16 protein-coding genes are annotated in these 24,732 nt (G+C 63.7%); 5 read left to right on the top strand and 11 right to left on the bottom strand.

Translation table 11 applies throughout. The features are described 5' to 3' along the window. Positions 1-12: 12 nt before the first annotated feature. From J3B00_RS21060 to J3B00_RS21050, 3 genes are read right to left on the bottom strand one after another with little or no spacing between them, the layout of a single operon-like run. Positions 13-606, bottom strand: coding sequence for a glutathione S-transferase (locus tag J3B00_RS21060; protein ID WP_209871376.1), 594 nt, complete (start codon positions 604-606; stop codon positions 13-15). Then, positions 603-4,247 (bottom strand): AAA family ATPase, encoded by a 3,645-nt coding sequence (locus tag J3B00_RS21055; protein WP_209871373.1) that lies wholly within the window; start codon positions 4,245-4,247, stop codon positions 603-605. Before J3B00_RS21055 ends, J3B00_RS21060 begins: the two co-directional genes overlap by 4 nt. Further along, a complete protein-coding gene (locus J3B00_RS21050) occupies positions 4,244-5,482 on the bottom strand; it encodes an exonuclease SbcCD subunit D C-terminal domain-containing protein (RefSeq protein ID WP_209871370.1) in 1,239 nt (412 codons plus the stop codon). The genes J3B00_RS21055 and J3B00_RS21050 overlap by 4 nt, the downstream gene beginning before the upstream one ends. Before the next feature lie 183 nt (positions 5,483-5,665). Here J3B00_RS21050 and J3B00_RS21045 point away from each other — a divergent pair, with 183 nt between their 5' ends. Next, positions 5,666-6,250 (top strand): hypothetical protein, encoded by a 585-nt coding sequence (locus J3B00_RS21045; protein WP_209871367.1) that lies wholly within the window; start codon positions 5,666-5,668, stop codon positions 6,248-6,250. Further along, positions 6,240-6,542 (top strand): hypothetical protein, encoded by a 303-nt coding sequence (locus tag J3B00_RS21040; RefSeq protein WP_209871364.1) that lies wholly within the window; start codon positions 6,240-6,242, stop codon positions 6,540-6,542. The genes J3B00_RS21045 and J3B00_RS21040 overlap by 11 nt, the downstream gene beginning before the upstream one ends. Positions 6,543-6,595: 53 nt before the next feature. Here the strand turns inward: J3B00_RS21040 and J3B00_RS21035 are convergent, their stop codons facing one another. Genes J3B00_RS21035 through J3B00_RS21010 form a run of 6 tightly spaced genes read right to left on the bottom strand, consistent with a single transcriptional unit; the run spans position 6,596 to position 13,401 of the window. Then, a complete protein-coding gene (locus J3B00_RS21035) occupies positions 6,596-8,221 on the bottom strand; it encodes a BatD family protein (protein WP_209871361.1) in 1,626 nt (541 codons plus the stop codon). Then, positions 8,218-9,936, bottom strand: a complete 1,719-nt coding sequence (locus J3B00_RS21030) for a tetratricopeptide repeat protein (RefSeq protein WP_209871358.1) — start codon at positions 9,934-9,936, stop codon at positions 8,218-8,220. Before J3B00_RS21030 ends, J3B00_RS21035 begins: the two co-directional genes overlap by 4 nt. Next, a complete protein-coding gene (locus tag J3B00_RS21025) occupies positions 9,933-11,009 on the bottom strand; it encodes a VWA domain-containing protein (RefSeq protein ID WP_209871354.1) in 1,077 nt (358 codons plus the stop codon). Before J3B00_RS21025 ends, J3B00_RS21030 begins: the two co-directional genes overlap by 4 nt. After that, on the bottom strand, positions 11,002-11,496 hold the full coding sequence (locus tag J3B00_RS21020) for a DUF4381 domain-containing protein (protein ID WP_209871351.1): 495 nt from the start codon (positions 11,494-11,496) through the stop codon (positions 11,002-11,004). Before J3B00_RS21020 ends, J3B00_RS21025 begins: the two co-directional genes overlap by 8 nt. Beyond that, positions 11,493-12,437: a DUF58 domain-containing protein gene (locus J3B00_RS21015; RefSeq protein ID WP_209871348.1), complete on the bottom strand. Its 945-nt coding sequence runs from the start codon at positions 12,435-12,437 to the stop codon at positions 11,493-11,495. The genes J3B00_RS21020 and J3B00_RS21015 overlap by 4 nt, the downstream gene beginning before the upstream one ends. A gap of 4 nt (positions 12,438-12,441) precedes the next feature. Further along, positions 12,442-13,401 carry a MoxR family ATPase gene (locus tag J3B00_RS21010; RefSeq protein ID WP_209871345.1) on the bottom strand — a complete coding sequence of 320 codons (960 nt, stop codon included), beginning with the start codon at positions 13,399-13,401 and terminating at the stop codon, positions 12,442-12,444. A 231-nt stretch (positions 13,402-13,632) separates the two neighbouring features. Between J3B00_RS21010 and J3B00_RS21005 the strand changes: the two genes are divergently transcribed. Next, positions 13,633-14,874, top strand: coding sequence for a DUF2235 domain-containing protein (locus J3B00_RS21005; protein ID WP_209871342.1), 1,242 nt, complete (start codon positions 13,633-13,635; stop codon positions 14,872-14,874). Positions 14,875-14,916: 42 nt separating this feature from the next. Here the strand turns inward: J3B00_RS21005 and J3B00_RS21000 are convergent, their stop codons facing one another. Continuing rightward, positions 14,917-15,270 carry a hypothetical protein gene (locus J3B00_RS21000; RefSeq protein WP_209871339.1) on the bottom strand — a complete coding sequence of 118 codons (354 nt, stop codon included), beginning with the start codon at positions 15,268-15,270 and terminating at the stop codon, positions 14,917-14,919. A 329-nt stretch (positions 15,271-15,599) separates the two neighbouring features. On the opposite strand from J3B00_RS21000, the gene J3B00_RS20995 reads away from it, so the two are divergent. After that, on the top strand, positions 15,600-20,465 hold the full coding sequence (locus tag J3B00_RS20995) for an NAD-glutamate dehydrogenase (RefSeq protein WP_209871336.1): 4,866 nt from the start codon (positions 15,600-15,602) through the stop codon (positions 20,463-20,465). Positions 20,466-21,319: 854 nt separating this feature from the next. Here the strand turns inward: J3B00_RS20995 and J3B00_RS20990 are convergent. Next, positions 21,320-22,138, bottom strand: coding sequence for a pyruvate, water dikinase regulatory protein (locus J3B00_RS20990; protein WP_209871333.1), 819 nt, complete (start codon positions 22,136-22,138; stop codon positions 21,320-21,322). A gap of 177 nt (positions 22,139-22,315) precedes the next feature. Between J3B00_RS20990 and ppsA the strand changes: the two genes are divergently transcribed. Further along, complete coding sequence (gene ppsA, locus J3B00_RS20985) at positions 22,316-24,691, top strand: phosphoenolpyruvate synthase (RefSeq protein WP_209871331.1); 2,376 nt, start codon at positions 22,316-22,318, stop codon at positions 24,689-24,691. Positions 24,692-24,732 lie beyond the last annotated feature (41 nt).

Genomic DNA, 24,732 nt, shown 5'->3' with positions numbered 1-24,732 from the left:
CCATCAATCGACTCAGCGCGCCATGATCGCCTGAAATAACGCCGACTGTAGCCACCCTTGCAACCAACTGCGCAGCCGCGGATAAGGCGCCTCGGCGAACCATTGCGGTTCGACCCCGGCAAACTGGCGCATCAACGGCAGCAGGGCGGCATCGGCCAGGCTCGGGTGGTCGGCGAACAGATAAGGCCGTCCCTCTAGCAGTCCCTCCAACTCCGCCAGCCAGGTCTCTGCCTGCTGGCGGTAATGCGCGCGTGAATGCTGTGGATAGCGCTCGGCGTACTTGTAGAGGTTTACCTGCGCCTTGAACGTGCTGTCGTTGCGGGCAATCAGTGCATCGGCCCGCTGCGCCGCAGCAGGCTCGGCCAGCAGGCGCCAATCCTGCGGGTCGCTCTGGTTGAGGGCCCAACGCATGATGTCCAGGCTCTCTTCGAACACACCCGCGCCGGTATCCAGCACCGGCACCGTGCCCTTGGGCGACAGTGCCAGCAGTTCGGCAGGCTTGTTTTTCATGGCCACCTCACACACCTCGACGGCGCACCCGGCATAGCGCAGCGCCAAACGCGCGCGCATGGCCCAAGGGCAGCGGCGGAACGAGTAGAGGATCATCCGCAGACCTCCACCTCGCTCAGGCCATTGCCCTGGCGGCGCACCTGGATCTGCACCGGAATCCGCTCGTGCATTTCCTGCACATGGGAAATCACCGCGACCTTGCGGCCCTGAGCCTGCAGCCCGTCGAGGGCGTCCATGGCCAGTTGCAGCGACTCCGGATCAAGGCTGCCAAAGCCTTCGTCGATGAACAGCGATTCGATCCGCAGCGTGCTCGACGCCATCGACGCCAGGCCCAGGGCCAAGGCCAGCGACACCAGGAAGGTTTCGCCACCCGACAACGAATGCACCGAGCGCAGTTCATCGCCCATCTCGGTGTCCAGCACCAGCAGGCCGAGGGCGCTGCCGCCGCGCTTGAGGCGGTAGCGCTTGGCGAGCTGGCGCAGCTGGCTGTTGGCGTGGTGCAGCAGCAGGTCGAGGTTGTAGCCTTGGGCGATCTTGCGGAACACGTCGCCAGAGGCCGAGCCGATCAAGGCATTCAGGCGCGCCCAGCGCTGCCATTGCTGGTAGGCCTGTTCGATTTCTTCCGCCAGGGCCTGGTGCGCTTGCTGGCGGCGCTGGTCGTCGGCCTGTTGCGCCCGCAGTTCGGCGCACTGCTGCTCATGAACGGTGAGTTGCTGCTGCAGCGTCGCGAGGATTTGCTCCAGTTCGTCGCCGGGTATTTCGCCCTTGGCCTGGTCGTTGTGCTGCTGCAGGCGCTGGGTGCGCTCCTCGAGCAGTACGCGGCCTTGCTCGATGGCTTTTTGTGCCCCTTGCAACTGCTCGCGCAGTTCGCCCAAGGCGGTGTCATCAACGGCCAGCAGACGGCTCAGCCCCTGGTCATCGAGTTCGGGATGATCTGTGCGCCATTGGCTGATCTGACCTTCCAAGGCCAGGTGTTCCTGCTCGAGTGCCTCGCGACGCTGCTGGTTGGCCTTGAGTTCGCCCGCCAGTTGCAGGCCTTCGCTATGGGCATCCTGCAAGGCTTGGGCGGTGCTGGCTTCACTGGCGCGGGCATGGTTAACGCGCTGTTCGAGGTGGCTCTGCCAGGTTTCGGCGTTGGCATGTTCGCCCAGCAGTTCGGCTAGCGTGGCACGCGCCTGTTGCTGCTGCTCGGCAAGCCCGGCGACGTGCTGCTGCAGCTCGGCCTGGCGCTCCTGGCGCGTCTGCTGCTGGTCGCGCAGGCGTTCCAGCTGTTGCTGGCGTTGCTGCTGCTCCTGTTGCTCGTCCTGTTGCTGCTGCAACTGCTGCAGGCGCTGGGCAACTTGCTGGTCGAGCGCGAGGAAGGCGTGGGCCGGCTCGTCACGCAGGGCCTGGAGGATGTCTGCGGGCAATACCCCGGCAAACTCGGCGAGTGCCTGGTCGAGGCGCTCCTGGTCGGCGGCCATGGCCTGATGCTGCTGTTCGAGACGGCGTTGCCCCTGCTGTTGCGCCTCGGTGGCGGCCTGCAGTTGCTGGGTGAGGCGGGCGGCGTCCTTCTGCAGGCTCAGCAGGGCGCTCTGGCGCTGTTCATCGCGGCTGATTTCGGCGTCGAGGCGCCGCAGTTGGTTGTCCAGCCAGGCACTGCGGGTCTGATCGTTCTGGGCACTGAGCGACGGCCACAAGGCGTGGGCCTGGAGTTGCTGTTGCAGCGGTTGCAGCTGCTCGCCCAATTGCGCCTGCTGGTGCTGGTATTCCTTGACCTGGCCATTGACCATGCCGACCTGCGTGCGCAGGTCGATCAAGCGGCTATTGAGCCCCTCTACCCGTGCCAGGGCCGCCGCTTCTTCGGCCTGGTCGTGGAGGCCGAGGCTGTGCAGGAGCGCCTCGGGCTGGTGGAACGGATGCTCGGCACTGCCGCAAACCGGGCAGGGCTCGCCATCGCGCAGTTGCCCGCGCAGCTCTTCGACACTGGTGTTGCGCGCCAGGCGCTGACGTTCCAGCAGTTGGCGGGTGAGGGTCAGTGCCTGCTCGGCGGCTTCCAGGTCGGCTTTGGCTGCCTGGCCTTGGTTGATCAACTGCCCGCGCTGCTGCAAGCCTTGCTGTTGCCGCTCGTTTAGCTCACCGATGTTGTGTTGCAGTTCTTGCTCACGGGCGTGCAGGCGCGACAGTTCTTCGACGGCGCGCTGTTGCTTGCGGTGTTCCTGGAGCAGGGTGCCGAGCAGGTCGAGTTGTTCGGCCAGCGCGTGCGGTTCGGCGCCGGCTTCGCGGAACAGCACCTCGAAGGCGTCGCGCTGCGCTTGCAGGTGAGCAGTGGCCTGGCTGGCCTGGGCTTGCAGGCCGGGCAGTTCGTCGCGGCCCTGGCTGAGCCGATTGCCGATCTGCAGCAGTTGCTGCAACTGGCCGCGATAAGCCTGCCAAGCACTGCCAAGGGCGGCGAGTGGGGCACTGTCGGCCAGCGCTGCGTCGATGGCTGTGAGCTGTTGCTGGCTGCGCTGCTGCTGTTGCTCGAGTTGCTGCAGTTGCTGTTGGCCTTCATTGACGGCCTGGTCAGCCTGTTGAGCGCCGACGCTGAGCTTGGCGGAGTCCTGGTCGAGACGGGCCAGATTGTCCTGGGCGGCAAAGGCCTGGCGCAGCCGGGGGGCGCTGTCGGCCTGCTCGCGCTGAGCATCGGCCGCTAACTGGCGGGCGTTTGCCAACGCCTGTTGCAGCTCCAGGGTGCGGGCTTGCAGGCTGTGTTGTTGGCGCTGTTGCTCATCGAGTGCGGCGGCCAGCGGCGTGAGTTGACTGGCCAATGCCTGTTGGCGATGAAACTGGTGGCGCTGTGGGGCGAGGCGCTCCAGGTGCTGCAGATCCTGGCGCTGGCCGGCCAACTGCTGCCAGGCAAGCTCGGCGCCTTGCAAGGCCTGCTCGGCCGCGCTGTGCTGCGCCTGCAGTTGCTGCTGCTCGTTGAGCCAGGCGCGTTGCTGCTCCAGCTGACGCTCGCGGGCCTGCTCGGCCTTGAAGGCCTGTTGGGCCTGCTCCAGGCGCTGGTCGAGCTCGACGCGAGCTTCTGCAGCCATCGGCAGCAGGTGGCTGGCGCGCTCCTTGAGGGCGTTGTGGGTGTCGCCGGCTTCTTTGGCCTTGCTGAAGGCACGCTGGCCGAGGCGGGTGTAGATCGCCGTGTTGGTGAGCTTTTCGAGCAGCTCGCTGCGCTCTTTGTCGTCTGCCTTGAGGAAGGCGCTGAACTCGCTCTGGGCGAGCATCACCGCGCGGGTGAACTGCTCGAAGTTCAGCCCCAGGCGGGCCTCGACCAGTTGCTTGTATTCGTTCTTGCCGCTGCCCAGCAGCTGTTCGCCGTCCAGGTCGTAGAGGCTTTGCCGGCTGTGCTGGAGTTTGCCGTTGGCCTTGTCGCGGGCGCGGTTGGCTTCCCAGCGGGCACGGTAGCGATGGCCGTCGATGCCGACGAAATCAACCTCGGCAAAGCCACTGCCGGTACCGCGGCGCAACAGGTTGCGCGGGTCGTAGGTCGGAATTTCGCCGTCGGCGTCAGGCACCTTGGCTTCGCGGCCAATGGCATTGAGCCGTGGCACGGTGCCAAACAGCGCCAGGCACAGGGCGTCGAGCAGGGTGCTCTTGCCCGCGCCGGTGGGGCCGGTGATGGCGAACAGGCCGGCACTGGCCAGCGGTTCGGCGGTGAAGTCGATGTCGATCGGGCCGGCCAGCGAGGCAAGGTTTTTCAGGCGAATGGCGAGAATCTTCATGGCTGCTCCTCCTCCTGCTGGACATCCTGCAAGAGCAGGGCGAAGTCGCTCAGGGTCTGCGCGTCGACCGGGTTGCCGTAGGCCTGCTCCCAGACACGGCTGAACAGGTCCTGCGGGGTCATCTGGCTGAGCTCGACGAATTCCAGCTGGTCATCGTCGACACTGCCCCGGCCGGCATATTCGGCGCTGATCCGCACCAGGCGCACAGCCTTGCCGTGCAGCGCGGTCTCGATCTGCTGGCGCAGGTCGGGCTGCGGCTCGTCGAGGTGTACGCGCACCTCCAGCCAGGGTTGGCGGTTGGGGTCTTCAAGCAGGTCGACCACCGGCAGTTCGCTGAGTTGTTCGAGCAGTTCGGCCAGCGGTGCCGGGCCCATCCGCTGCAAGGCGACAGCACGCGGTACCAGGCGCGCTTCAACGCTGACCAGCTCGGCGCCGTCCAGCTCGACTTCGAGCACTTGATGCGGGTAGCCGATTTCGGCGAACGACAGCGGGATCGGCGAGCCACTGTAGCGGATGCGTTCTTCGCGATTGACCTTCTGCGGTTTGTGCAGGTGACCGAGGGCGACGTAGCTGATGGCCTTGTCGAACAGCTTGGCCGGCAGGGCCTCGGCGTTGCCGATGATCAGGCTGCGCTCGGAGTCTTCGGAGATCGAGCCGCCGGCCATGTGCGCATGGCTGATGGCGATCAACGCCTGGTCCTTCTTGCGCTTGGCCTGACCGGCGGTGATCAGTTGCTGGTGGACCTGGGTAATGCCTTGCAGGTAATCGTCGCCCAGCTGCGGGCCGGTGACTTCCGCTGGCCGCAGGAAGGGCAGGGCCAGGCACCAGGCGCTGACCTTGCCGCGCGCGTTGGTCAGGGGGATCAGCAGCCGTTCGGCGTCCAGCTGGCCCTCGTCGAGCCAGTGCACCCGGCCCAGGGCGTGGGTGCGCAGGCGGCGCATGAGGGCGGCGGGCAGTTCGATGCGCGAGCCGGAGTCATGGTTGCCGGCGATCATCACGATGTCCAGCTTGGGCTGTTGCTCGTGGGCCTGAACGATGAACTCGTAGAGCCGCTCCTGGGCTTTGACCGGTGGGTTGACCGTGTCGAAGATGTCGCCAGCGATCAACAGCGCGTCGGGCTGACGCAGTTTCAGTTGAGCCAGTAGCCAGTCGAGGAAGCAGGCGTGTTCGAAGTCGCGCTCCTGGCCGTGCAGGCTTTGGCCCAGGTGCCAGTCGGAGGTGTGAAACAGACGCATGAGGGACCTGTTGAGGTAGAATCAGGAAATTTTTTGCTTCACGTTTGATGAGCGTCACGCGGACGAGCCGCGTATGGTAACCCAACTTGCAGGGCTACGCCGTGAGTGGAGCAGGAGGGCGATCTACGGGGCGCGCGTACATTCAGATTTTGCTTTCGTCGTTGAAGGGGAAGGAGCTCGAACGTGTCAAAAATCAGGGCGTTATATACGGTTGTGTCGGTGCTCGGGCTGGTGCTTGCGTTCATTTACTACCCAAAGATAGTGGCGGAAAATACGGCGTTTAATACATTTTCCTATGTGGGTGGGGTGGCCACCTTTATCGGGTTGTTTATCGCGATCGCTGAGATATTCAATGAGTTGTGGCGTGCTCGCTCGATTCAGGAAGAAGCAGTGCGTTTGTTGGAGCGTGTTAAAAACATTGATCATGTCGCCGCGATCAGTCACTGCCTTTCTACGCTGGATGAAGTGGTTGTATGCTTTGAGCGTGAGGACTACCACGGCGCGTTAAAGAGTTTTCGTTATTTTCGGCGAATGGTCATTTCGCTCTACAAGCGGTTTGGCGTGCAACCGGATGACGTGAGAGTAGCGGCTTCGAAAAAAATGGGTGTGCTGGGCGAGCTGGAGGCCTTGCTCTCGTCTGCGACCCACACAACCGAAAAGGCTCCGCTGGGCAATGCACAAAGAATACTCTTCCGTCGGGACATGTTGCAGATAAAGCATCAAATTGAGACTCATATGCATGTAGAAGGTGAGAAATATGCTGCCTAGAAATGTCTATTCTATGCTGAGAACGTTGCTTGATCAGACCGAGGCTGGGCAGCTGAAGTGGGATTATGATGATGAGCGAGATCTTGTTTCAGTAGAGACAAGTAATGCCAGGATTTCGATATGTTACTCCTTTAATCCGATGGAGGATGTGGGTGAGTTTAAACTGCACTATTATGACAAGCTTGCAGGTAAGCAACATAGTTTCGTGACGAATCAGTTATACAATGATTATGAACAGGTACGCATTGTCTACGACTCGGCCCAGGCATCAAAGATGCAGTTCAGGCTTTGAAGTCATTCAGCGCCTGAATTGCGCGCATAGCCTCTGTGTTAGCTGGGGCTCTGCTATTTAGGGTAAAGCGGCGGTAGGCTGCTGCTATCACTGGTTGTTGTCAGTAACCTCTCTGCCGGCGGTATTGCGCCAATCGCGCGCCACAGGTCGTCGCCCTGCCAATACTGGCCAGTCTCGCTATACAAGGCGCCATTGAGCCCATCCAGCGCGTCGGACAACGGCACGAACCGCGCCGCCATCTCGGCCAAGGTTTCTGGTTGCTGGCGCGCCCAGGCATCCAGCGCCTGGCGTGTGGCGTGCGGGTCGTTGGCCTGGCACGCGCGCTTCAGATCATCCAGCAAGGTCCGCGGGCTCGGCCCGTTTTGCGCGGCGCGCAACACCGCCGGCTGCGAGCGTGCCCGCCACCACAGGGTGAAGCCGAGCACGGTGGTCAGGGCCAGGACCAGCGTCGCCAGCTGCCAGGGCCAGAGCACAGTGCTGGCCGAGCTGCTGTCGCCGACCGGTGTTTCCGCGCTCAACGCCGGGTTGTCCTGCACCTCGAGGCTGCGTGCCGGCAGGCTGCTCTGCTCCAGATGATCCTCGCGGGTGTTCCACCAGGTGACCTCCAGCGCCGGCAGGGTCAGCGCACCGCTGTGGGTCGGGACCAGCGCTTCGCGCTCTTCACGGTTGGCCGTCATGCCCCGCTCGTTGATCTCGTTACGCAGCAGCGGTTGGTCGGGGTAGCGGCGCAGGCCGAGGATTTCGGTGGCCGGCAGCGGCGGCAGCTGGGTGCTGGACAGGCCGTCCGCACGCAGGCTGACACTGCGCGTCAGCGAGTCACCAATCTGTACGCTCTGCTGGCTCGGCTCGGGGCTCCAATGCTCCTCCAGGGTCAGGCTGCGGGCCGGCAGCCAGGGCGTGCCCGGCGGGTAGTTGGCCGGGATCGGCCGCACCGCCAGGCGCAACGGCAGCGAGCTGACCTGTACCTGGCGACCCGCCCGGGTAGTACCGGGCAGTTGTTCGGCGGTGTCGGCGGCAGTCGCGGTGAAGGTCAGGGTAGGGATGTTCAGCTCGCCGCTGAGCTGCGGATAGAGCGCGTAGCGGGTTTCGATCACGCCGTGGCGCACACCGTTGATTTCTTTTTCATAGGTGCGCGACTCGCCCAGCGGCTCGACCTTGGCGTTGTCCAGCTGCAAGGCGCTGAGGCTGCTGTCGTCATACAGCGATACCGAGTGATAGATACGCACGGTCAGTACGGCCTGGGCCTGGACATAGACCTCGGGGCTGTCCAGGGTGGCTTCGATGAACACCTGCGAGGCGCTGTTCGGGCGGCTGGCGTCGGCTTGCAGTACTTGCACCTCGATCGGCTGGCTGCGTGACTGGCCGAGCTGCAGTTCGGGGATGTTCAGGCTGCCGCTGCGCCGCGGCAACAGGGTGATGATCCAGCGGGTGCTGGCGCGGGTCTCGCCGTCGAGGGTATGCAGGCTGTTCAGCTGGCGGGTGCCGCGCACTTCAAAGTCGGCGTCGAGGGCGCGCAGGTCAGGTTTGCCGAACTGGGTGACGTCCTGGCTTTCGAGGACCAGCTCGAGGGTTTCTCCAGCTTCCAGGCGCGTGCGATCGACGCTGGCTTGCAGGGTCGGTTGGGCCTGGACCTGGACGATCCACAGCAGGGTGAGAAGCAAGACGCCGAAGCGACTCATCGTGGGTTTTCCTGATGCAATTGCTGTTCATACCAGAATTTGCGCCGCAACAGCTGCGCCGGGTTGTCCGGGATCTCCCGTAGCCATTGTTCCAGCGCCTGGCGCTGTTCGGCATCCAGACTGGTAGAGGTCGGCCGTTGCGGCGGCTGGGTGAGGCTGTCGTCATCGCCTGCCTGGTTGCCGCCCGGGGGCTGGCCGCTGCTGGCACTGTCGCCCTGCTCTTGGCCGGCGCTCTGTTCATCGTTGCCAGGCGTGCCTTGCGCCTGGTTGGCAGCCGAGCTGCTGTTGCCCTCGGTTTCATTGCCAGGGGTGCCTTGGGCATCACTATTGGCTTGTTGTTCCTCGGCCTTGGCCTGACGTTGCAGCAACAGTTGCTGGACCAGCGCCTGGTTGTCCAGCGCCGGCTGCAGGTCAGGCTGACGTTCCAGTGCCTGTTCATAGGCGTCCAGCGCGGCTTCCAATTGATCGGCGCGGGCCAGCGCATTGCCTCGATTGTAGTGCGCCGCCGCGCTGCTGACTTGCGCGAAGGCCTTGGCGGCGCCTTCGTAATCGGCCGCCTGGTACAGCGCCATGCCGCGCCACTGCGGGTCTTCGAAGTGGCTGGCAGCCTCGGCGGGTCGCTGCTGTTCGAGCAGGCGCTGGCCTTGCTGGTCGGGACGCAGCCACAGGTCGTTGAACTCGAAGGCCTGGCTTGGCTGCGGCACGGCCAGCAGCAGCGGCAGGCAGAACAGCCAGCCGCGGCGCCCGGCGCAGGCCGCCAGCAGCAACAGTGGCAGCAGCAACCAGTAACCCTGGTCGGCCCAGCTGTCCAGCTGCACGGTCTGGCCGTCATTGCGCACGCCGCGCGGGTTGTCGAACAGGCCCAGGCCGCGCAGGTCGAGGTCGTCGATGCGGGCATGGCGGTAGCGCCCGCCGGTGCTGCTGATGAAGCGCTTGAGGCTGGCGTTGTCCAGGCGCGGCACGAGGATGCCACCCTGCTCGTCCTTGAGAAACTCGCCATTGGCCTGGCGTACCGGCGCGCCCTCGCTGCTGCCGACGCCGAGCATCAACAGGCTCGGCCCCTGGCGCCCGAGGGCGCGCAGGATGCCGTCGCGCTCAGGGTTGCTCAGGGCCGAGCCGATCAGCAGCAGGCGGCCCTGGCCGAGGCCGCTCTGGGCGAGCAGGGCGAGGCCTTTCTGTACGGCCAGGTCGGCGCGTTGGCCAACCTGCGGCATGATCGACGGGTCGATCGCCTCGAGCAGGTTGCGGGTGGTGCCGAGGTCGTCTGACAGCGGCACCAGGGTGTGCGCGCTGCCGGCGTAGACGATCAGCGCGGTCTGGCTGTCGCGGCGGTGCTCAAGCAGGTCGAGAACTTTGCGCCGGGCCTGCTCCAGGCGATTCGGCGGGCTGTCTTCGGCAAGCATCTGCGGGGTCAGCTCAAGCATGATCACCAGCGGATCGGCTGGCCGCTGGCGGGTTTCCTCGACCCGCTGCCAGCTGGTCCCGAGCAGCGCCAGGACGATCAGCAGCCAGGCCAGACCGAGGCTGATCCATGGCAGTTTGCTGTTGCTGCCACTGCCGCCGCCGAGGAGCACGGCATGAAACTGTGGCGGCAGGATCATCTGCCAGCGCCCGGCGCGTTTTTGCCGGTGCCAGAGCTTGAACAGCAACCAGCCGAGCAGCGGTACGACCAGCAGCCAGAGGGGGCGTAGCCAATGCGGCCAGAGATCGATCATCGCCGTTTCCTCAGGCGCAGGCGCTTCAGACGCTGGCGCCATTCCGGGTGCGGCTGGAGGAAGCCTGGCCGGCGCAGCACGCGCTGCAACAGGTTGTCTGGCCACTGCGTGCTGATCACCAGCAACACACTGAGCAGCAGTGCCAGGGCCAGCGGCCATGCATACAGCTCCTTGGCCGTGCGGGCCTGGGTCGGTTGCTGAGCCACCGGTTCGAGCTGGTCGAGGGTATCGCCGATCGCGCCGAGCTCGGCACCATCGTGGGCGCGGAAGTAGGCGCCACGGGTCAGGTCGGCGATTTCGCGCAGGGAGGCTTCGTCGAGGTCCAGGCTCGGGTTCAGCCCAAGCAGGCCGGGCGTGCCGCTGGCCTCGGGGTTGGCGCCGATGCCGATGGTGTAGATGCGCACGCCCTCCTGGGCGGCCAGGCGGGCTGCAGTCAGCGGGTGGATCTGCCCACCATTGTTGGCGCCGTCGGTAATCAGCACCAGTACGCGGCTCTGCGACGGGCGCTGGCGCAGGCGTTTCACCGCCAGGCCAATGGCGTCGCCGATGGCGGTATTCTTGCCGGCGATGCCGATCTGCGCCTCGTCGAGGAAGGTGCGCACGGTCCGTCGGTCGAAGGTCAGTGGTGCCTGCAGGTAGGCTTCGCTGCCAAACAGGATCAGCCCGACCCGGTCGCCTTCGCGGTCCTGTAGAAAATCGCCCATGAGCGCCTTGACCAGGTCCAGCCGGCTGATCTCGTCATCCTTCCACTGCATGTCGGGGAAGTCCATCGAGCCGGACACGTCGACTGCCACCAGCAGGTCTCGCCCGCTGGCTTCGTCCGGCACCGGATCACCCAGCCATTGCGGGCGGGCGGCGCCAATGAGCAACAACAGCCAGATCAGCACGTAGGGGGCCTGCTGGCGCCAGGTCGGCAGGTTGAGGCGGGCGCGCCGCCCGGCCAGGCCTTCCAGTTCGTCGAGAAAGCCGACCTTGAGCACCGGCTCGCCGCTGTCTGCGGCAGGCAGTACCAGGCGTGCCAGCCACGGCAGCGGCAACAGCGCGAAGATCCACGGCCAGGCCAGCTCAAACATGCTTGCGGATCCAGGTTTCGACCGCCTGGCTGAGCCCGGCGATCGCTTTGTCGTCGAGCTTGCACTCGGGTTTGTAAGTGCCTTCGACCAGCACCATCCAGCGCGTCAGGCCGGCGGCCGGGCAACGGTTGTCGAGAAATGCCAGCCACTGGCGACCACTGAGGGTATGGCTGTTGGCGCCCGGGTAATGGTTGCGGCACAGGCGTTTGAGCAAGGCGTTGATCTGCTGCAGCCAGGCCCCGGCCGGCGCCCCGTCATAGGGGCGCGGCAGGCGTGCGAGCTCGGCCAGGGCTTCCTGGCGGACCGGATCGAGCGGCTGCTCGGCGCGCACGATGCGCTGCTTGCCCGGGCGCCAGCGGCGCAGCCGCCACAGGCCCCAGCCGAGCACCGGCATCAGTCCGAGCACTACCCACCAGCCGGGCGCGGGTGGCCACCAAGCGATTGGCGCGGGAGCGAGCAAGGGCTGTAGCGAGTCCAGCGGGTTCATTTGGCGTGCCCCGGCCGCTGGGCATTGAGGTACTCGCGCAGTTGCTCGACCATCTCGCTCTGGGTACTCAGTGGCATCAGCACCACGCGCAGTTTTTGCGCAAGCAACTCCCAGCGTTCGATGCGCGCTTCGGCTTTTTGCCGGTAGGCCTGGCGCAGGTTGGCGTCCAGCGTGTCGAGTTCCAGCTGCGCGCCGCGCTGGGCGAAACGCAACAGGCCGGCGGCGGGCAGGGCATGGTCGAGTGGGTCGGAGACCGGCATCAACAGCACGTCGCAATGGCGCGAGAGCATCGACAGGTGCTGTTCGACGCCCTCGCTGAGGGCGCGCTCGTCACAGATGACGATCGCCAGGCTACCCGGGCGCAGCACCTCACGGGCCCGGCGCAGGGCCAGGGCCAGGCTGTCGGTCTGCGGCACGGCTTCGGTGTGCAGCGACTGGTTGATCTTGGCCAGGCGGTTGAGCAATTGCAGCAGGCTCTGCTTGCTGCGCCGCGGCTTGACCTCGTGGTGTTCGTTGTCGCCAAACACCAGGCCGCCGATACGGTCGTTATGGCCCAGCGCCGCCCAGCCGAACAGGGCGGCGGCTTGCGCTGCCAGTACCGACTTGAACATCAGCCCGGAGCTGAAGAACAGCCGCTGGCTCTGCTCGACCATGATGAAAATCGGCCGTTCGCGTTCTTCATGGAACAGCTTGGTATGCGGCTCCTGGGTCCGCGCGGTCACCCGCCAGTCGATGTTGCGCACATCATCGCCGGCCTGATAGACCCGCACCTGGTCGAAATCGACCCCGCGGCCACGCAGTTTCGAGTGATGCAGGCCGACCAGCGGGCTGCGCTGGCCGGGCCGTGCAAACAGCTGGATCTCGCGCACGCGGTGGCGCATGTCGATCAGCTCGCTCAGGCTGGTGCGGATGCCGGGCTCGGCCAACGAGGCAGTGGGCATGGGCTCAGGCGACTGCGACGACGTCGAGGATGCGCTGGACCACGCGGTCCTGGTCGACCCCGGCGGCTTCAGCCTCGAACGACAGGATTACCCGGTGGCGCAGCACGTCGAACAGCACCGCCTGGATATCCTCGGGGCTGACGAAGTCGCGTCCGGCCAGCCAGGCATGGGCGCGTGCGCAGCGGTCGAGGGCGATCGAGCCGCGCGGGCTGGCGCCGTAGGCAATCCAGTCGGCCAGCTCACTGTCGAACTTGGCCGGGGTGCGCGTCGCCATGACCAGTTGCACCAGGTATTCCTCCACCGCGTCGGCCATGTACAGGCCGAGGATTTCTTTGCGGGCGGCGAAAATCGCCTGCTGGCTGACCCGCCGCTCAGGTTTGGTCTCACCGTTGAGCGCTTCGCCGCGCGCCTGCTGAAGGATCCGTCGCTCGACGGCGGCATCCGGGAAGCCGATCTTGACGTGCATCAGGAAGCGGTCGAGCTGCGCTTCGGGCAGCGGGTAGGTGCCTTCCTGCTCGATCGGGTTCTGCGTCGCCATGACCAGAAACAGCGGCGACAGGTCGTAGGTGCTGCGCCCCACGCTGACCTGGCGCTCGGCCATGGCCTCGAGCAGTGCCGACTGCACCTTGGCGGGTGCGCGGTTGATTTCGTCGGCCAGGACCAGATTGTGGAAGATCGGCCCTTGCTGGAAGACGAAGCTGCCGGTCTCCGGGCGATAGATCTCGGTCCCGGTGATGTCGGCCGGGAGCAGGTCAGGGGTGAACTGGATGCGATGAAATTGCGCTTCGACGCCTTCCGCCAGTTCCTTGATGGCCTTGGTCTTGGCCAGCCCCGGCGCGCCTTCGACCAGCATGTGGCCATCGGCGAGGAGAACGATCAGCAGGCGTTCGACCAGCTTTTCCTGGCCCAGGATCTGGGTGGAAAGAAAGGTGCGCAGCGCGATCAGCGCTTCACGGTGTTCCATCAGTGGCGGTTCCTGGAAAGGGGCCGGGAGCGCTGCAAGCGTGTCGCCCGGGCAAGGGCTGATACTTTAATCCATCCGGCCCCATGCCGACTAATGGCGGCATGCAAATTTATCCGGTGTGCTTCGCCGAGGTCTGTAGCAATTTCCGGCAAACAACTGAAAAACCCCTGATATTCGTCTCGGCGCTCGCTGCCTTTACATGGTCGACTTTCGACCTCCAAGGTGAGCCAGATGAAAGATACATCCTCCGCAACCCTGCCAATCCTGCGAATCGGCGTGTTCTTCGACGGTACCGGCAACAATCGCCACAACAGCGCTCATGCGGGACCATCGGCGAGTGGCAGCTACGCCAACGCGCCGAGCAATATTGCCCTGTTGCACGACCTCTATCCCCAAGGGCCGGCTGAATTGCCAGACGGCTCGGCACGCACCTTCATCAAGCTGTACGTGGCAGGTATCGGTACTGCCGAAGGCGAATCAGACGCGACCTATGAGCAGATGACCGGGCGTGGCGCCACTGGCGTCGCGGCGCGCGCAGCACAGGCGCAGCAGGCCATCGCCGAGCACTTGCACAGTTGGCGCGAGGTCAATCCAGAGGCCAGCATGCTCACCCTGGAATTTGACCTGTTCGGCTTCAGCCGTGGCGCAGCGGCGGCCAGGCACCTGGCCAATGCGCTCTGCAGCGAAGGCCAGGGCAGGCTGAACTTCATCGGCCTGTTCGATACCGTAGCGGCCATTGTGGCCCCGTTGGAGGGCAATTTCAGCCCAGCCAATGCTCGCTATTCGGGGCTCAAGCTCGCCCTGGCGTCGAACATGGCCGCGCAGGTCGTGCAATTGGTGGCCGGCGATGAGCGGCGGCACAACTTCCCTTTGGTCCGAACCGATCAGGATATCGTCCTGCCGGGCGCTCATTCCGACATCGGCGGCGGTTATCCGCCGCGTGTTCAGGAGAAGGTCATGTTGTGCAAGCCAAGATCGAGCCGCGAGCCGCAGGGCCGTGCCCTGGAGCAGAGTGCTGCCTACAAGGCGCTATCAGCCCAGCCCGACAACAACTCTGCGCAGGTCATCACCTGGGAGGCGCCGCTCATCGGCACTGGCGCGAAGCCGGCGGAGCGTGAGAAAAGGGTGTTTGCCGCCTGGTACCGCGAGCGGGAGGTGCTCGGCGACTTGTCGCGGATCTACCTGAGCATCATGCGTGAGCTGGCCGTGCGCGGCGGGGTGCCATTTGCGCCGGTAGACCTGCGCAGCCTGCCGCAGGAACTGGACGACATCAGTCGCAAGCTGCATGACTTTGCCACGGGCCGTAACGCAGCGCTTGGCCTGACGGAGGCGGAACAGGCCTTGCTGCAGTCGCGCTACGTGCATGCGTCGGCGCACTGGAATCCGGCCGGCGGGCTACGGAGCAGCGAGCTGGATGTGCTGTTCATCAACCGCCCTGGTCAAGCGGGGCGCGTGCTGCACGGCAATTGTTGAGGCGTGGCAGTGACGTCAGGGCCGTCACTGCCACACCACTAATCAGAGCTCGCTGACATACGTCCCGGTACCATCAAGGATAATCCGCAGCGTTTCTTCGATCTCGGCCAGGTCACTGCCCTGGGTGGTGAAGACGACTTCCAGTGTCTCGTCACCCTTCAGTGCATCGGTATCCCCCGCCGCCACTTCGAGCAGCAGGCGGCTGGCACTGAGCGTGATCTTCAACCCGTCCAGCGTCGAGGGCTCATCGTCCAGGGTCAGGTCGACCGTGTCTTCGTCCGGATAACGGGTGAGCAGGAACATCTGACCCTGGTCGCTGTGGCAGCACAGGGTCGCCATGTTGTCTTCCTCGTCATCGCAAGGGGTGGCGAAGAGCAGGGCGGTTTTCAGTTGCATGAGCGGCTCGGATGAAAAGAAGTGAAATGGAATTCTGCCAGTCTTGCGGTGATCCATAAACGGAATGTTACCGGGCATTGACCGAATATGTCGCAGCGCTGCAAGCCGGGATGACCGCTCAGTCGTTAAGCTGCCCAGTCGATGGGTTCCCGTAAAGGCACAGCCACGGGCAGTCGCTTTTGCAGGTACCCAATGGATGAGTGTGCCGGTCACGCTCAACGCCTGGTTTCATCGTCCTGCTTTGCCGCGGGTTGACTATGGTTGATCCAGAGCAAAGCGAACGCGCACGACGCTTCACTACAAAACAAAGCCCAAGCGGAGTACCACAGATGGCGTTCTTCACCGCAGCCAGCAAAGCCGACTTCCAGCATCAACTGCAAGCGGCCCTGGCGCAGCACATCAGCGAACAGTCACTGCCACAAGTGGCACTGTTTGCCGAACAGTTCTTTGGCATCATCTCTCTGGACGAACTCACCCAGCGCAGGCTTTCTGACCTGGTTGGCTGCACCCTTTCTGCCTGGCGCATCGTCGAGCGCTTCGACCCGCAAACCCCGCAAGTGCGGGTGTACAACCCCGATTATGAGCGCAATGGCTGGCAGTCGACCCACACCGTGGTCGAAGTCCTGCACCATGACCTGCCGTTCCTGGTCGACTCGGTGCGCACCGAGCTCAATCGCCGTGGCTACAGCATCCACACCCTGCAGACCACCGTGCTCAGCGTACGCCGTGGCGCCAAGGGCGAGCTGCTCGAGTTGCTGCCCAAGGGCACTCAGGGCGATGGCGTACAGCATGAATCGCTGATGTACCTGGAGATCGACCGCTGCGCGAATGCCGCCGAGCTCACCGTGCTTTCGCGTGAAATCGAGCAGGTTCTGGCCGAAGTGCGCGTTGCCGTGGCCGATTTCGAACCGATGAAAGCCAAACTGCGCGAAGTCGCCGCCCTGGTCGAGCAGAGCCCGTACCCGCAGGCCCAGCATGAAAAAGCCGAGGTGACGGCCTTCCTTGAGTGGCTGCTGGACAACCACTTCACCTTCCTCGGCTATGAAGAATTCACCGTCGAGGGCGGTGCCGAGGGTGGGCGCATGGACTACGACGAGCAGTCGTTCCTCGGCCTGCCGCGGCGCCTGCGGGTCGGCCTGACGCCTGAAGAGCTGCGCATCGAAGACTACGCGGTTGCCTACCTCAACGAACCCCTGCTGCTGTCCTTTGCCAAGGCTGCGCTGCCTAGCCGCGTGCACCGCCCGGCGTACCCGGACTATGTGTCGATCCGCCAGCTGGACGCTGATGGCAAGGTGATCAAGGAGTGCCGCTTCATGGGCCTGTACACCTCGTCGGTGTACGGCGAGAGCGTGCATGCCATCCCCTATATCCGCGTCAAGGTCGCCGAAGTCGAGCGTCGCTCGGGCTTTGACGCCAAGGCGCACCTGGGCAAGGAGCTGGCGCAGGTGCTCGAAGTGCTGCCGCGCGACGACCTGTTCCAGACCTCGATCGACGAGTTGTTCAGCACTGTCATGTCGATCGTGCAGATCCAGGAACGCAACAAGATCCGCGTGTTCCTGCGCAAGGACCCGTACGGCCGCTTCTGCTACTGCCTGGCCTACGTTCCGCGTGAGATCTACTCCACTGAAGTCCGGCAGAAGATCCAGCAGGTACTGATGGAGCGCCTGAAGGCCAGTGACTGCGAGTTCTGGACGTTCTTCTCCGAGTCGGTGCTGGCACGCGTGCAGCTGATTCTGCGCGTCGATCCGAAAAACCGCATCGACATCGACCCACAGCAGCTGGAAAACGAAGTCATCCAGGCCTGCCGCTCGTGGCACGATGATTACTCGACCCTGGTCGTGGAAAACTTTGGCGAGGCGCAAGGCACCAATATCCTCGCCGACTTCCCCAAGGGCTTCCCGGCCGGCTACCGCGAGCGCTTTGCTGCGCACTCGGCCGTGGTCGACATGCAGCATGTACTGGCGCTGAGCGAGAGCAAGCCGCTGGCGATGAGCTTCTACCAGCCGCTGACCCAGCTCGGCGAGCGCCAGCTGCATTGCAAGCTGTACCATGCCGATACGCCGCTGGCGCTGTCGGACGTACTGCCGATTTTGGAAAACCTCGGCCTGCGCGTACTGGGCGAGTTCCCTTACCGCCTGCGTCATGCCAATGGCCGCGAGTTCTGGATCCACGACTTCGCCTTTACCTACAGCGAAGGCCTGAGCCTGGACATCCAGCAGCTCAACGACACCCTGCAGGATGCCTTCATCCATATCGTTCAGGGCGACGCCGAAAGCGACGCCTTCAACCGCCTGGTGCTTACCGCCGGCCTGCCGTGGCGCGACGTGGCGCTGCTGCGTGCCTATGCCCGCTACATGAAGCAGGTCCGCCTGGGCTTCGACCTGGGTTATATCGCCAGCACCCTGAACAATCACACCGACATTGCCCGCGAGCTGACCCGGTTGTTCAAGACCCGCTTCTACCTGGCGCGCAAGCTCTCTGCAGAAGACCTCGACGACAAGCAGTTGCGCCTGGAACAGGCGATCAACAGCGCCCTGGACGACGTTCAGGTGCTTAATGAAGACCGCATCCTGCGGCGCTACCTGGACCTGATCAAGGCCACCCTGCGGACCAACTTCTACCAGCCAGACAGCAATGGCCAGAGCAAGTCGTACTTCAGCTTCAAGTTCAATCCGAAGCTGATCCCCGAGTTGCCCAAGCCGGTGCCGAAGTTCGAGATCTTCGTCTATTCGCCGCGGGTCGAAGGCGTGCACCTGCGCTTTGGCAATGTCGCCCGTGGCGGCCTGCGCTGGTCGGACCGTGAAGAAGACTTCCGCACCGAAGTGCTCGGCCTGGTCAAGGCCCAGCAGGTGAAGAACTCGGTAATCGTGCCGGTCGGCGCCAAGGGCGGCTTCCTGCCACGGCGCCTGCCACTGGGCGGCGGCCGGGACGAGATTGCTGCAGAAGGCATCGCCTGCTACCGCATCTTTATCTCCGGTCTGCTCGACATCACTGACAACCTCAAGGACGGCGGCGTGGTGCCACCGGCCAACGTGGTTCGTCACGATGACGACGATCCGTACCTGGTGGTGGCAGCCGACAAGGGCACCGCGACCTTCTCCGATATCGCCAACGGCATCGCCATCGACTATGGCTTCTGGCTCGGCGACGCGTTCGCTTCGGGCGGCTCGGCCGGCTATGACCACAAGAAGATGGGTATTACCGCGCGCGGTGCCTGGGTGGGCGTGCAGCGTCACTTCCGCGAGCGCGGCATCAACGTGCAGGAAGATCCGGTCACGGTGATCGGCGTCGGCGACATGGCCGGTGACGTGTTCGGCAACGGCCTGTTGATGTCTGACAAGCTGCAACTGGTCGCAGCCTTCAACCACCTGCACATCTTCATCGATCCCAACCCTGAGCCGGCCAGCAGCTTCGCCGAGCGTCAGCGTCTGTTCGACCTGCCGCGTTCGGCCTGGACCGACTACGACAGCAGCCTTATCTCCGAAGGCGGCGGGATCTTCCCGCGTAGTGCGAAGAGCATCAGCATCAGCCCGCAGATGAAGCAACGCTTCGCCATCGAGGCCGACCGCCTGACCCCGACCGAGCTGTTGCATGCGCTGCTCCAGGCGCCGGTCGACCTGCTCTGGAACGGCGGTATCGGCACCTATGTCAAAGCCAGCAGTGAAAGCCACGCCGACGTCGGCGACAAGGCCAATGACGCCCTGCGCGTCAACGGCAACCAGTTGCGTTGCAAGGTGGTGGGTGAGGGCGGCAACCTGGGCATGACCCAGCTGGGCCGGGTCGAGTTCGGTCTCAATGGCGGCGCGACCAACACCGACTTCATCGATAACGCCGGCGGCGTCGACTGCTCCGACCACGAGGTCAACATCAAGATCCTGCTCAACGAGGTTGTGCAGGGCGGGGACATGACCGAGAAGCAGCGTAACCAGCTGCTCGGCAGCATGACCGACGAAGTCGCCACGCTGGTGTTGGGCAACAACTACAAGCAAACCCAGGCGCTGTCGCTGGCGGCCCGTCGCGCTCGCGAGCGGATCGCCGAATACAAGCGCCTGATGGCCGACCTCGAAGCACGCGGCAAGCTTGATCGGCCGATCGAGTTCCTGCCGTCCGAGGAGCAACTGGCCGAGCGTCTGGCGGCGGGCCAGGGGCTGACCCGGGCCGAGCTGTCGGTGCTGATCTCCTACAGCAAGATCGACCTCAAGGAGCAACTGCTCAAGTCGCAGGTGCCGGACGACGACTACCTGACCCGCGACATGGAAACGGCGTTTCCGCCGTCGCTGCTCAGTCAGTTCTCCGAGGCCATGCGTCGGCACCGCCTGAAGCGCGAAATCGTCAGCACGCAGATCGCCAACGACCTGGTCAACAACATGGGCATCACCTTCGTGCAGCGCTTGAAGGAGTCCACCGGGATGAGTCCGGCCAACGTTGCCGGGGCCTATGTGATCGTGCGCGACATCTTCCACCTGCCGCACTGGTTCCGTCAGATCGAAGCGTTGGATTATCAGGTGCCGGCGGAAATCCAGCTGACCCTGATGGACGAGTTGATGCGTCTGGGGCGGCGCGCCACGCGCTGGTTCTTGCGTAGCCGGCGCAACGAGCAGGACGCGGGGCGTGACGTCGCCCACTTCGGGCCGAAGATCGCCCAGCTTGGGCTCAAGCTCGACGAACTGCTGGAGGGGCCGACCCGCGAACGCTGGCAGGTGCGCTACCAGAGCTTTGTCGAGGCTGGGGTGCCGGAGTTGCTCGCGCGGATGGTTGCTGGCACTACGCATCTGTATACGCTGTTGCCGATCATCGAGGCGTCGGACGTTACTGGCCACGATCCGGCTCAGGTGGCCAAGGCGTTCTTCGCTGTTGGCAGTGCCCTGGACCTGACGTGGTACTTGCAGGAGATCAGCAACCTGCCGGTGGAGAACAACTGGCAGGCCTTGGCTCGTGAGGCGTTCCGCGACGATATCGATCTGCAGCAGCGCGCGATTACCATTTCTGTGCTGCAGATGGCTGATGCGCCGCAAGACATGGATGCCCGTGTGGCGCTGTGGGCTGAGCAGCATCGGGTGATGGTGGAGCGCTGGCGTGCGATGCTGGATGACCTGCGTAATGCTACCGGGACCGACTATGCGATGTATGCGGTGGCTAACCGTGAGCTGGTTGATCTGGCCATGAGTGGGCAGTCGGCGGTGGTGTCGTCCTGAGGTTGTAAAGCTGAAATGAACAAGCCCCGGCAGTGATGTCGGGGCTTTTTATTGGGGCTTCATGGGGGGTGGCTTGGATATTGTGGGCTTATCCATTTGATGGGGGGGCTTTTCTGGCCCCTTCCGCCCTTACGGCGGGTCACTTTTTTTCTTGGAAAAAAGTAACCAAAAACCGCTTGCTCCATCATACGGCCCTTCGCTGCGCTACGGGTTCCCTCGCTCCGGTCTTGCTCCGGGAGGACCGCGCTGTACGGCCCATCCTGGGCCTCAGCGCTTTCCGGCCATCCATGGCCTCCACCTCCCTGCGCAAGACCTGCGCTCGGCCTCCTGAAGTCGCTGGTAGATCAAGAGCAAGATCAAGAACAACAGCCAGGCAACGGCTGGCGAATCGCTGCGCTCTCGCTTTGTTTATTTACCAGCGGATTTGTGGGGTGGCTGGCAGGGCTGGGCCCTGCGATTAGCATTGGCTGTACCGGCCTCTTCGCGGGACAAGTCGGATCGCCGAACCGCCGCCCCTACAGGTATTGCGCCGAATCCGAAATCTGCGCCAACCCTGTAGGGGCGGCGGTGCGGCGATCCGACTTGCCCCGCGAAGAGGCCCGAATATCCACCACCCATGCCACTATCAAAAACAACGCCAGTCCAGACGCCACCCGTAACTTGGCGACTTCAGGAGGCCGAGTAGAGGTCTTGCGCAGGGAGGTGGAGGCCATGGATGGCCGGAAAGCGCTGAGGCCCAGGATGGGCCGCACAGCGCGGTCCTCCCGCCGTAAGGGCGGAAGGGGCCAGTGGCGCGACCACATAAAACGGATAAGCCCACAATTACAAGGCCCCTGAAGAACCCAGCACCTGCGCTACTTGAACCGCCGCTCCACGCCTTTCTCCACCAGAATCTTCGCCGAAATCTCCTCAACCGAAAAATGCGTCGAGTTGATATTGGCAATGTTCTCCCGACGGAACAGATTCTCCACCTCACGCACTTCGAACTCACACTGGGCAAAGCTCGCATAACGGCTGTTCGGCTTGCGCTCATGGCGAATCGCGGTCAACCGGTCCGGATCAATGGTCAGCCCAAACAGCTTGCTGTGGTGCTTCTTCAGCACCGCCGGCAACTGCAAGCGCTCCATGTCATCCTCGGTCAGCGGGTAGTTGGCCGCGCGAATGCCGAACTGCATGGCCATGTACAGGCAGGTCGGGGTCTTGCCACACCGCGACACGCCGACCAGGATCAAGTCGGCCTTGTCGTAGTAATGAGTGCGCGCCCCATCGTCATTATCCAAGGCAAAGTTGACCGCCTCGATGCGCTCCATGTAGTTGGAATTGCCGCCAATCGAGTGCGACTTGCCCACCGAATACGACGAATGGGCGGTCAATTCCTGTTCGAGCGGGGATAAAAACGTCGAAAAGATGTCGATCATGAAGCCGTTCGAGGTCGCCAGGATTTCCCGGATGTCCTGGTTGACGATGGTGTCGAAGATGATCGGACGCACCCCGTCGCGCTCGGCCGCAGCGTTGATTTGCAGGACCATGCTCCGCGCTTTGTCTGGCGTATCGATGTACGGACGGGTGAATTTATTGAAAGGAATGCTATCGAATTGCGCGAGCAAACTTTGACCCAGGGTCTCGGCAGTGATGCCGGTGCCGTCGGAGATGAAAAACGCGGTTCGTTTCATTTGCACCCTAGGCCTTAAGCTGATGACGTTTCTTGGATATGATAGGTTCGGTTTGCCGAATGCGGCTTTCGGCATTCTCACTTATTTTCCAGGTCCAGGCCACAAGCGCCCGGCCCAGTCTGAACCGGCAGGCGGGCGCCCTTGAGCTTTTCCAACACAGTTAGTGGAGAGATCACCTTGGTAGAGTACGTAGTTTCCCTCGATAAGCTCGGCGTCCATGATGTAGAGCATGTGGGGGGCAAGAACGCATCCCTCGGCGAGATGATCAGTAACCTCGCAGGTGCCGGCGTTTCTGTGCCGGGCGGCTTCGCCACTACAGCGCAGGCGTACCGCGACTTTCTCGACCAGAGCGGCCTGAACGAGCGTATCCACGCAGCCCTTGATGCGCTGGACGTCGATGACATCAATGCCCTGACCAAGACCGGCGCGCAGATTCGCCAGTGGGTCATGGAAGCTGAGTTCCCCGCCCTCCTTGATTCGGAAATCCGAACGGCGTTCGCCGAAATGGCCGCCGGCAACGACAACATGGCCGTCGCCGTGCGTTCCTCGGCCACTGCCGAAGACCTGCCGGACGCCTCGTTCGCCGGTCAGCAGGAAACCTTCCTCAACATCCGTGGCGTCGATAACGTGATCCGCGCGGCCAAGGAAGTGTTCGCCTCGCTGTTCAACGACCGTGCCATTGCCTACCGCGTCCACCAGGGCTTCGACCACAAGCTGGTCGCCCTGTCTGCCGGCGTGCAGCGCATGGTCCGTTCCGAAACCGGCACTGCCGGGGTGATGTTCACCCTCGACACCGAGTCGGGCTTCCGTGACGTGGTGTTCATCACCGGCGCCTATGGCCTGGGTGAAACCGTGGTGCAGGGTGCAGTCAACCCAGACGAGTTCTACGTACACAAGCAGACCTTGCAGGCCGGTCGCCCGGCGATCCTGCGCCGCAACCTGGGCAGCAAGGCGATCAAGATGGTCTATGGCGATGAAGCCAAGGCCGGTCGTTCGGTCAAGACTGTCGAAGTCGACCGTGCCGAGCGCGCGCGTTTCTGCCTGAGCGACGCTGAAGTCAACGAGCTGGCCAAGCAGGCCATGATTATCGAGCAGCACTACCAGCGCCCGATGGACATCGAGTGGGCCAAGGACGGTGATGACGGCAAGCTGTACATCGTCCAGGCGCGCCCTGAAACGGTGAAGAGCCGCGCTAGCGCCAACGTCATGGAACGCTACCTGCTTAAAGAAAAAGGCACCGTGCTGGTTGAAGGCCGTGCCATCGGCCAGCGCATCGGCGCCGGCAAGGTGCGGGTGATCAAGGACGTGTCCGAGATGGACAAGGTCCAGCCAGGCGACGTCCTGGTTTCCGACATGACCGACCCGGACTGGGAACCGGTCATGAAGCGCGCCAGCGCCATCGTCACCAACCGTGGCGGGCGTACCTGCCACGCGGCGATCATCGCCCGTGAACTGGGTATTCCGGCGGTGGTGGGTTGTGGCAACGCCACCCAGTTGCTCAAGGATGGCCAGGGCGTTACCGTCTCCTGCGCCGAAGGCGACACCGGCTTCATCTTCGAAGGCGAACTGGGCTTCGACATCCGCCAGAACTCGGTCGATGCCATGCCCGACCTGCCGTTCAAGATCATGATGAACGTCGGCAACCCGGACCGTGCCTTTGATTTTGCCCAGTTGCCCAACGCCGGTGTCGGCCTGGCGCGCCTGGAGTTCATCATCAACCGTATGATCGGCGTGCACCCCAAGGCACTGCTCAACTATGCCGGGCTGCCGCCAGAGCTCAAGGAAAGCGTCGACAAACGTATCGCCGGTTACTCTGACCCGGTCGGCTTCTACGTCGAGAAACTGGTCGAGGGCATCAGCACCCTGGCCGCGGCGTTCTACCCGAAAAAGGTCATCGTGCGCCTGTCGGACTTCAAGTCCAACGAGTACGCCAACCTGATCGGCGGCAAACTCTACGAGCCTGAAGAAGAGAACCCGATGCTCGGTTTCCGTGGCGCCTCGCGTTATATCAGCGAGTCGTTCCGTGACTGCTTCGAGCTCGAATGCCGCGCCCTCAAGCGCGTGCGCAACGAGATGGGCTTGACCAACGTCGAGATCATGGTGCCGTTCGTGCGTACCCTGGGCGAAGCCAGCCAAGTGGTCGACTTGCTCGCCGAAAACGGCCTGGCCCGAGGCGACAATGGCCTGCGCGTGATCATGATGTGCGAGCTGCCGTCCAACGCCATTCTGGCCGAGGAATTCCTCGAATACTTCGACGGCTTCTCGATCGGCTCCAACGACCTGACCCAGCTGACCTTGGGCCTGGACCGCGATTCGGGCATCATCGCCCACTTGTTCGACGAGCGTAACCCGGCCGTGAAGAAGCTGCTGGCCAACGCCATCCAGGCGTGTAACAAGGCCGGCAAGTACATCGGCATCTGCGGTCAGGGCCCGTCGGACCACCCGGACCTGGCCAAGTGGCTGATGGAGCAGGGTATCGAGAGCGTGTCGCTGAACCCGGACTCGGTGCTCGAGACCTGGTTCTTCCTGGCCGAAGGTCAAAGCCCGGCCTGATCCAGCCAATGCGCAGGCACGTCAAGCGTGCCTGCGCCCGT

Source organism: Pseudomonas sp. BP8, assembly GCF_017875955.1.
In the GTDB taxonomy this organism is placed as follows: Bacteria; Pseudomonadota; Gammaproteobacteria; order Pseudomonadales; family Pseudomonadaceae; genus Aquipseudomonas.
Note: the sequence above shows the minus strand (reverse complement) of the source record. Positions and strands in the feature narration are given on the sequence as shown.

Bases quoted from the DNA above. Each gene is read 5' to 3' on its own strand.
- J3B00_RS21060 (WP_209871376.1), bottom strand. From the start codon at position 606: ATGATCCTCTACTCGTTCCGCCGCTGCCCTTGGGCCATGCGCGCGCGT.
- J3B00_RS21055 (WP_209871373.1), bottom strand. From the start codon at position 4,247: ATGAAGATTCTCGCCATTCGCCTGAAAAACCTTGCCTCGCTGGCCGGC.
- J3B00_RS21050 (WP_209871370.1), bottom strand. From the start codon at position 5,482: ATGCGTCTGTTTCACACCTCCGACTGGCACCTGGGCCAAAGCCTGCAC.
- J3B00_RS21040 (WP_209871364.1), top strand. From the start codon at position 6,240: ATGCTGCCTAGAAATGTCTATTCTATGCTGAGAACGTTGCTTGATCAG.
- J3B00_RS21035 (WP_209871361.1), bottom strand. From the start codon at position 8,221: ATGAGTCGCTTCGGCGTCTTGCTTCTCACCCTGCTGTGGATCGTCCAG.
- J3B00_RS21030 (WP_209871358.1), bottom strand. From the start codon at position 9,936: ATGATCGATCTCTGGCCGCATTGGCTACGCCCCCTCTGGCTGCTGGTC.
- J3B00_RS21025 (WP_209871354.1), bottom strand. From the start codon at position 11,009: ATGTTTGAGCTGGCCTGGCCGTGGATCTTCGCGCTGTTGCCGCTGCCG.
- J3B00_RS21020 (WP_209871351.1), bottom strand. From the start codon at position 11,496: ATGAACCCGCTGGACTCGCTACAGCCCTTGCTCGCTCCCGCGCCAATC.
- J3B00_RS21015 (WP_209871348.1), bottom strand. From the start codon at position 12,437: ATGCCCACTGCCTCGTTGGCCGAGCCCGGCATCCGCACCAGCCTGAGC.
- J3B00_RS21010 (WP_209871345.1), bottom strand. From the start codon at position 13,401: ATGGAACACCGTGAAGCGCTGATCGCGCTGCGCACCTTTCTTTCCACC.
- J3B00_RS21005 (WP_209871342.1), top strand. From the start codon at position 13,633: ATGAAAGATACATCCTCCGCAACCCTGCCAATCCTGCGAATCGGCGTG.
- J3B00_RS21000 (WP_209871339.1), bottom strand. From the start codon at position 15,270: ATGCAACTGAAAACCGCCCTGCTCTTCGCCACCCCTTGCGATGACGAG.
- J3B00_RS20995 (WP_209871336.1), top strand. From the start codon at position 15,600: ATGGCGTTCTTCACCGCAGCCAGCAAAGCCGACTTCCAGCATCAACTG.
- J3B00_RS20990 (WP_209871333.1), bottom strand. From the start codon at position 22,138: ATGAAACGAACCGCGTTTTTCATCTCCGACGGCACCGGCATCACTGCC.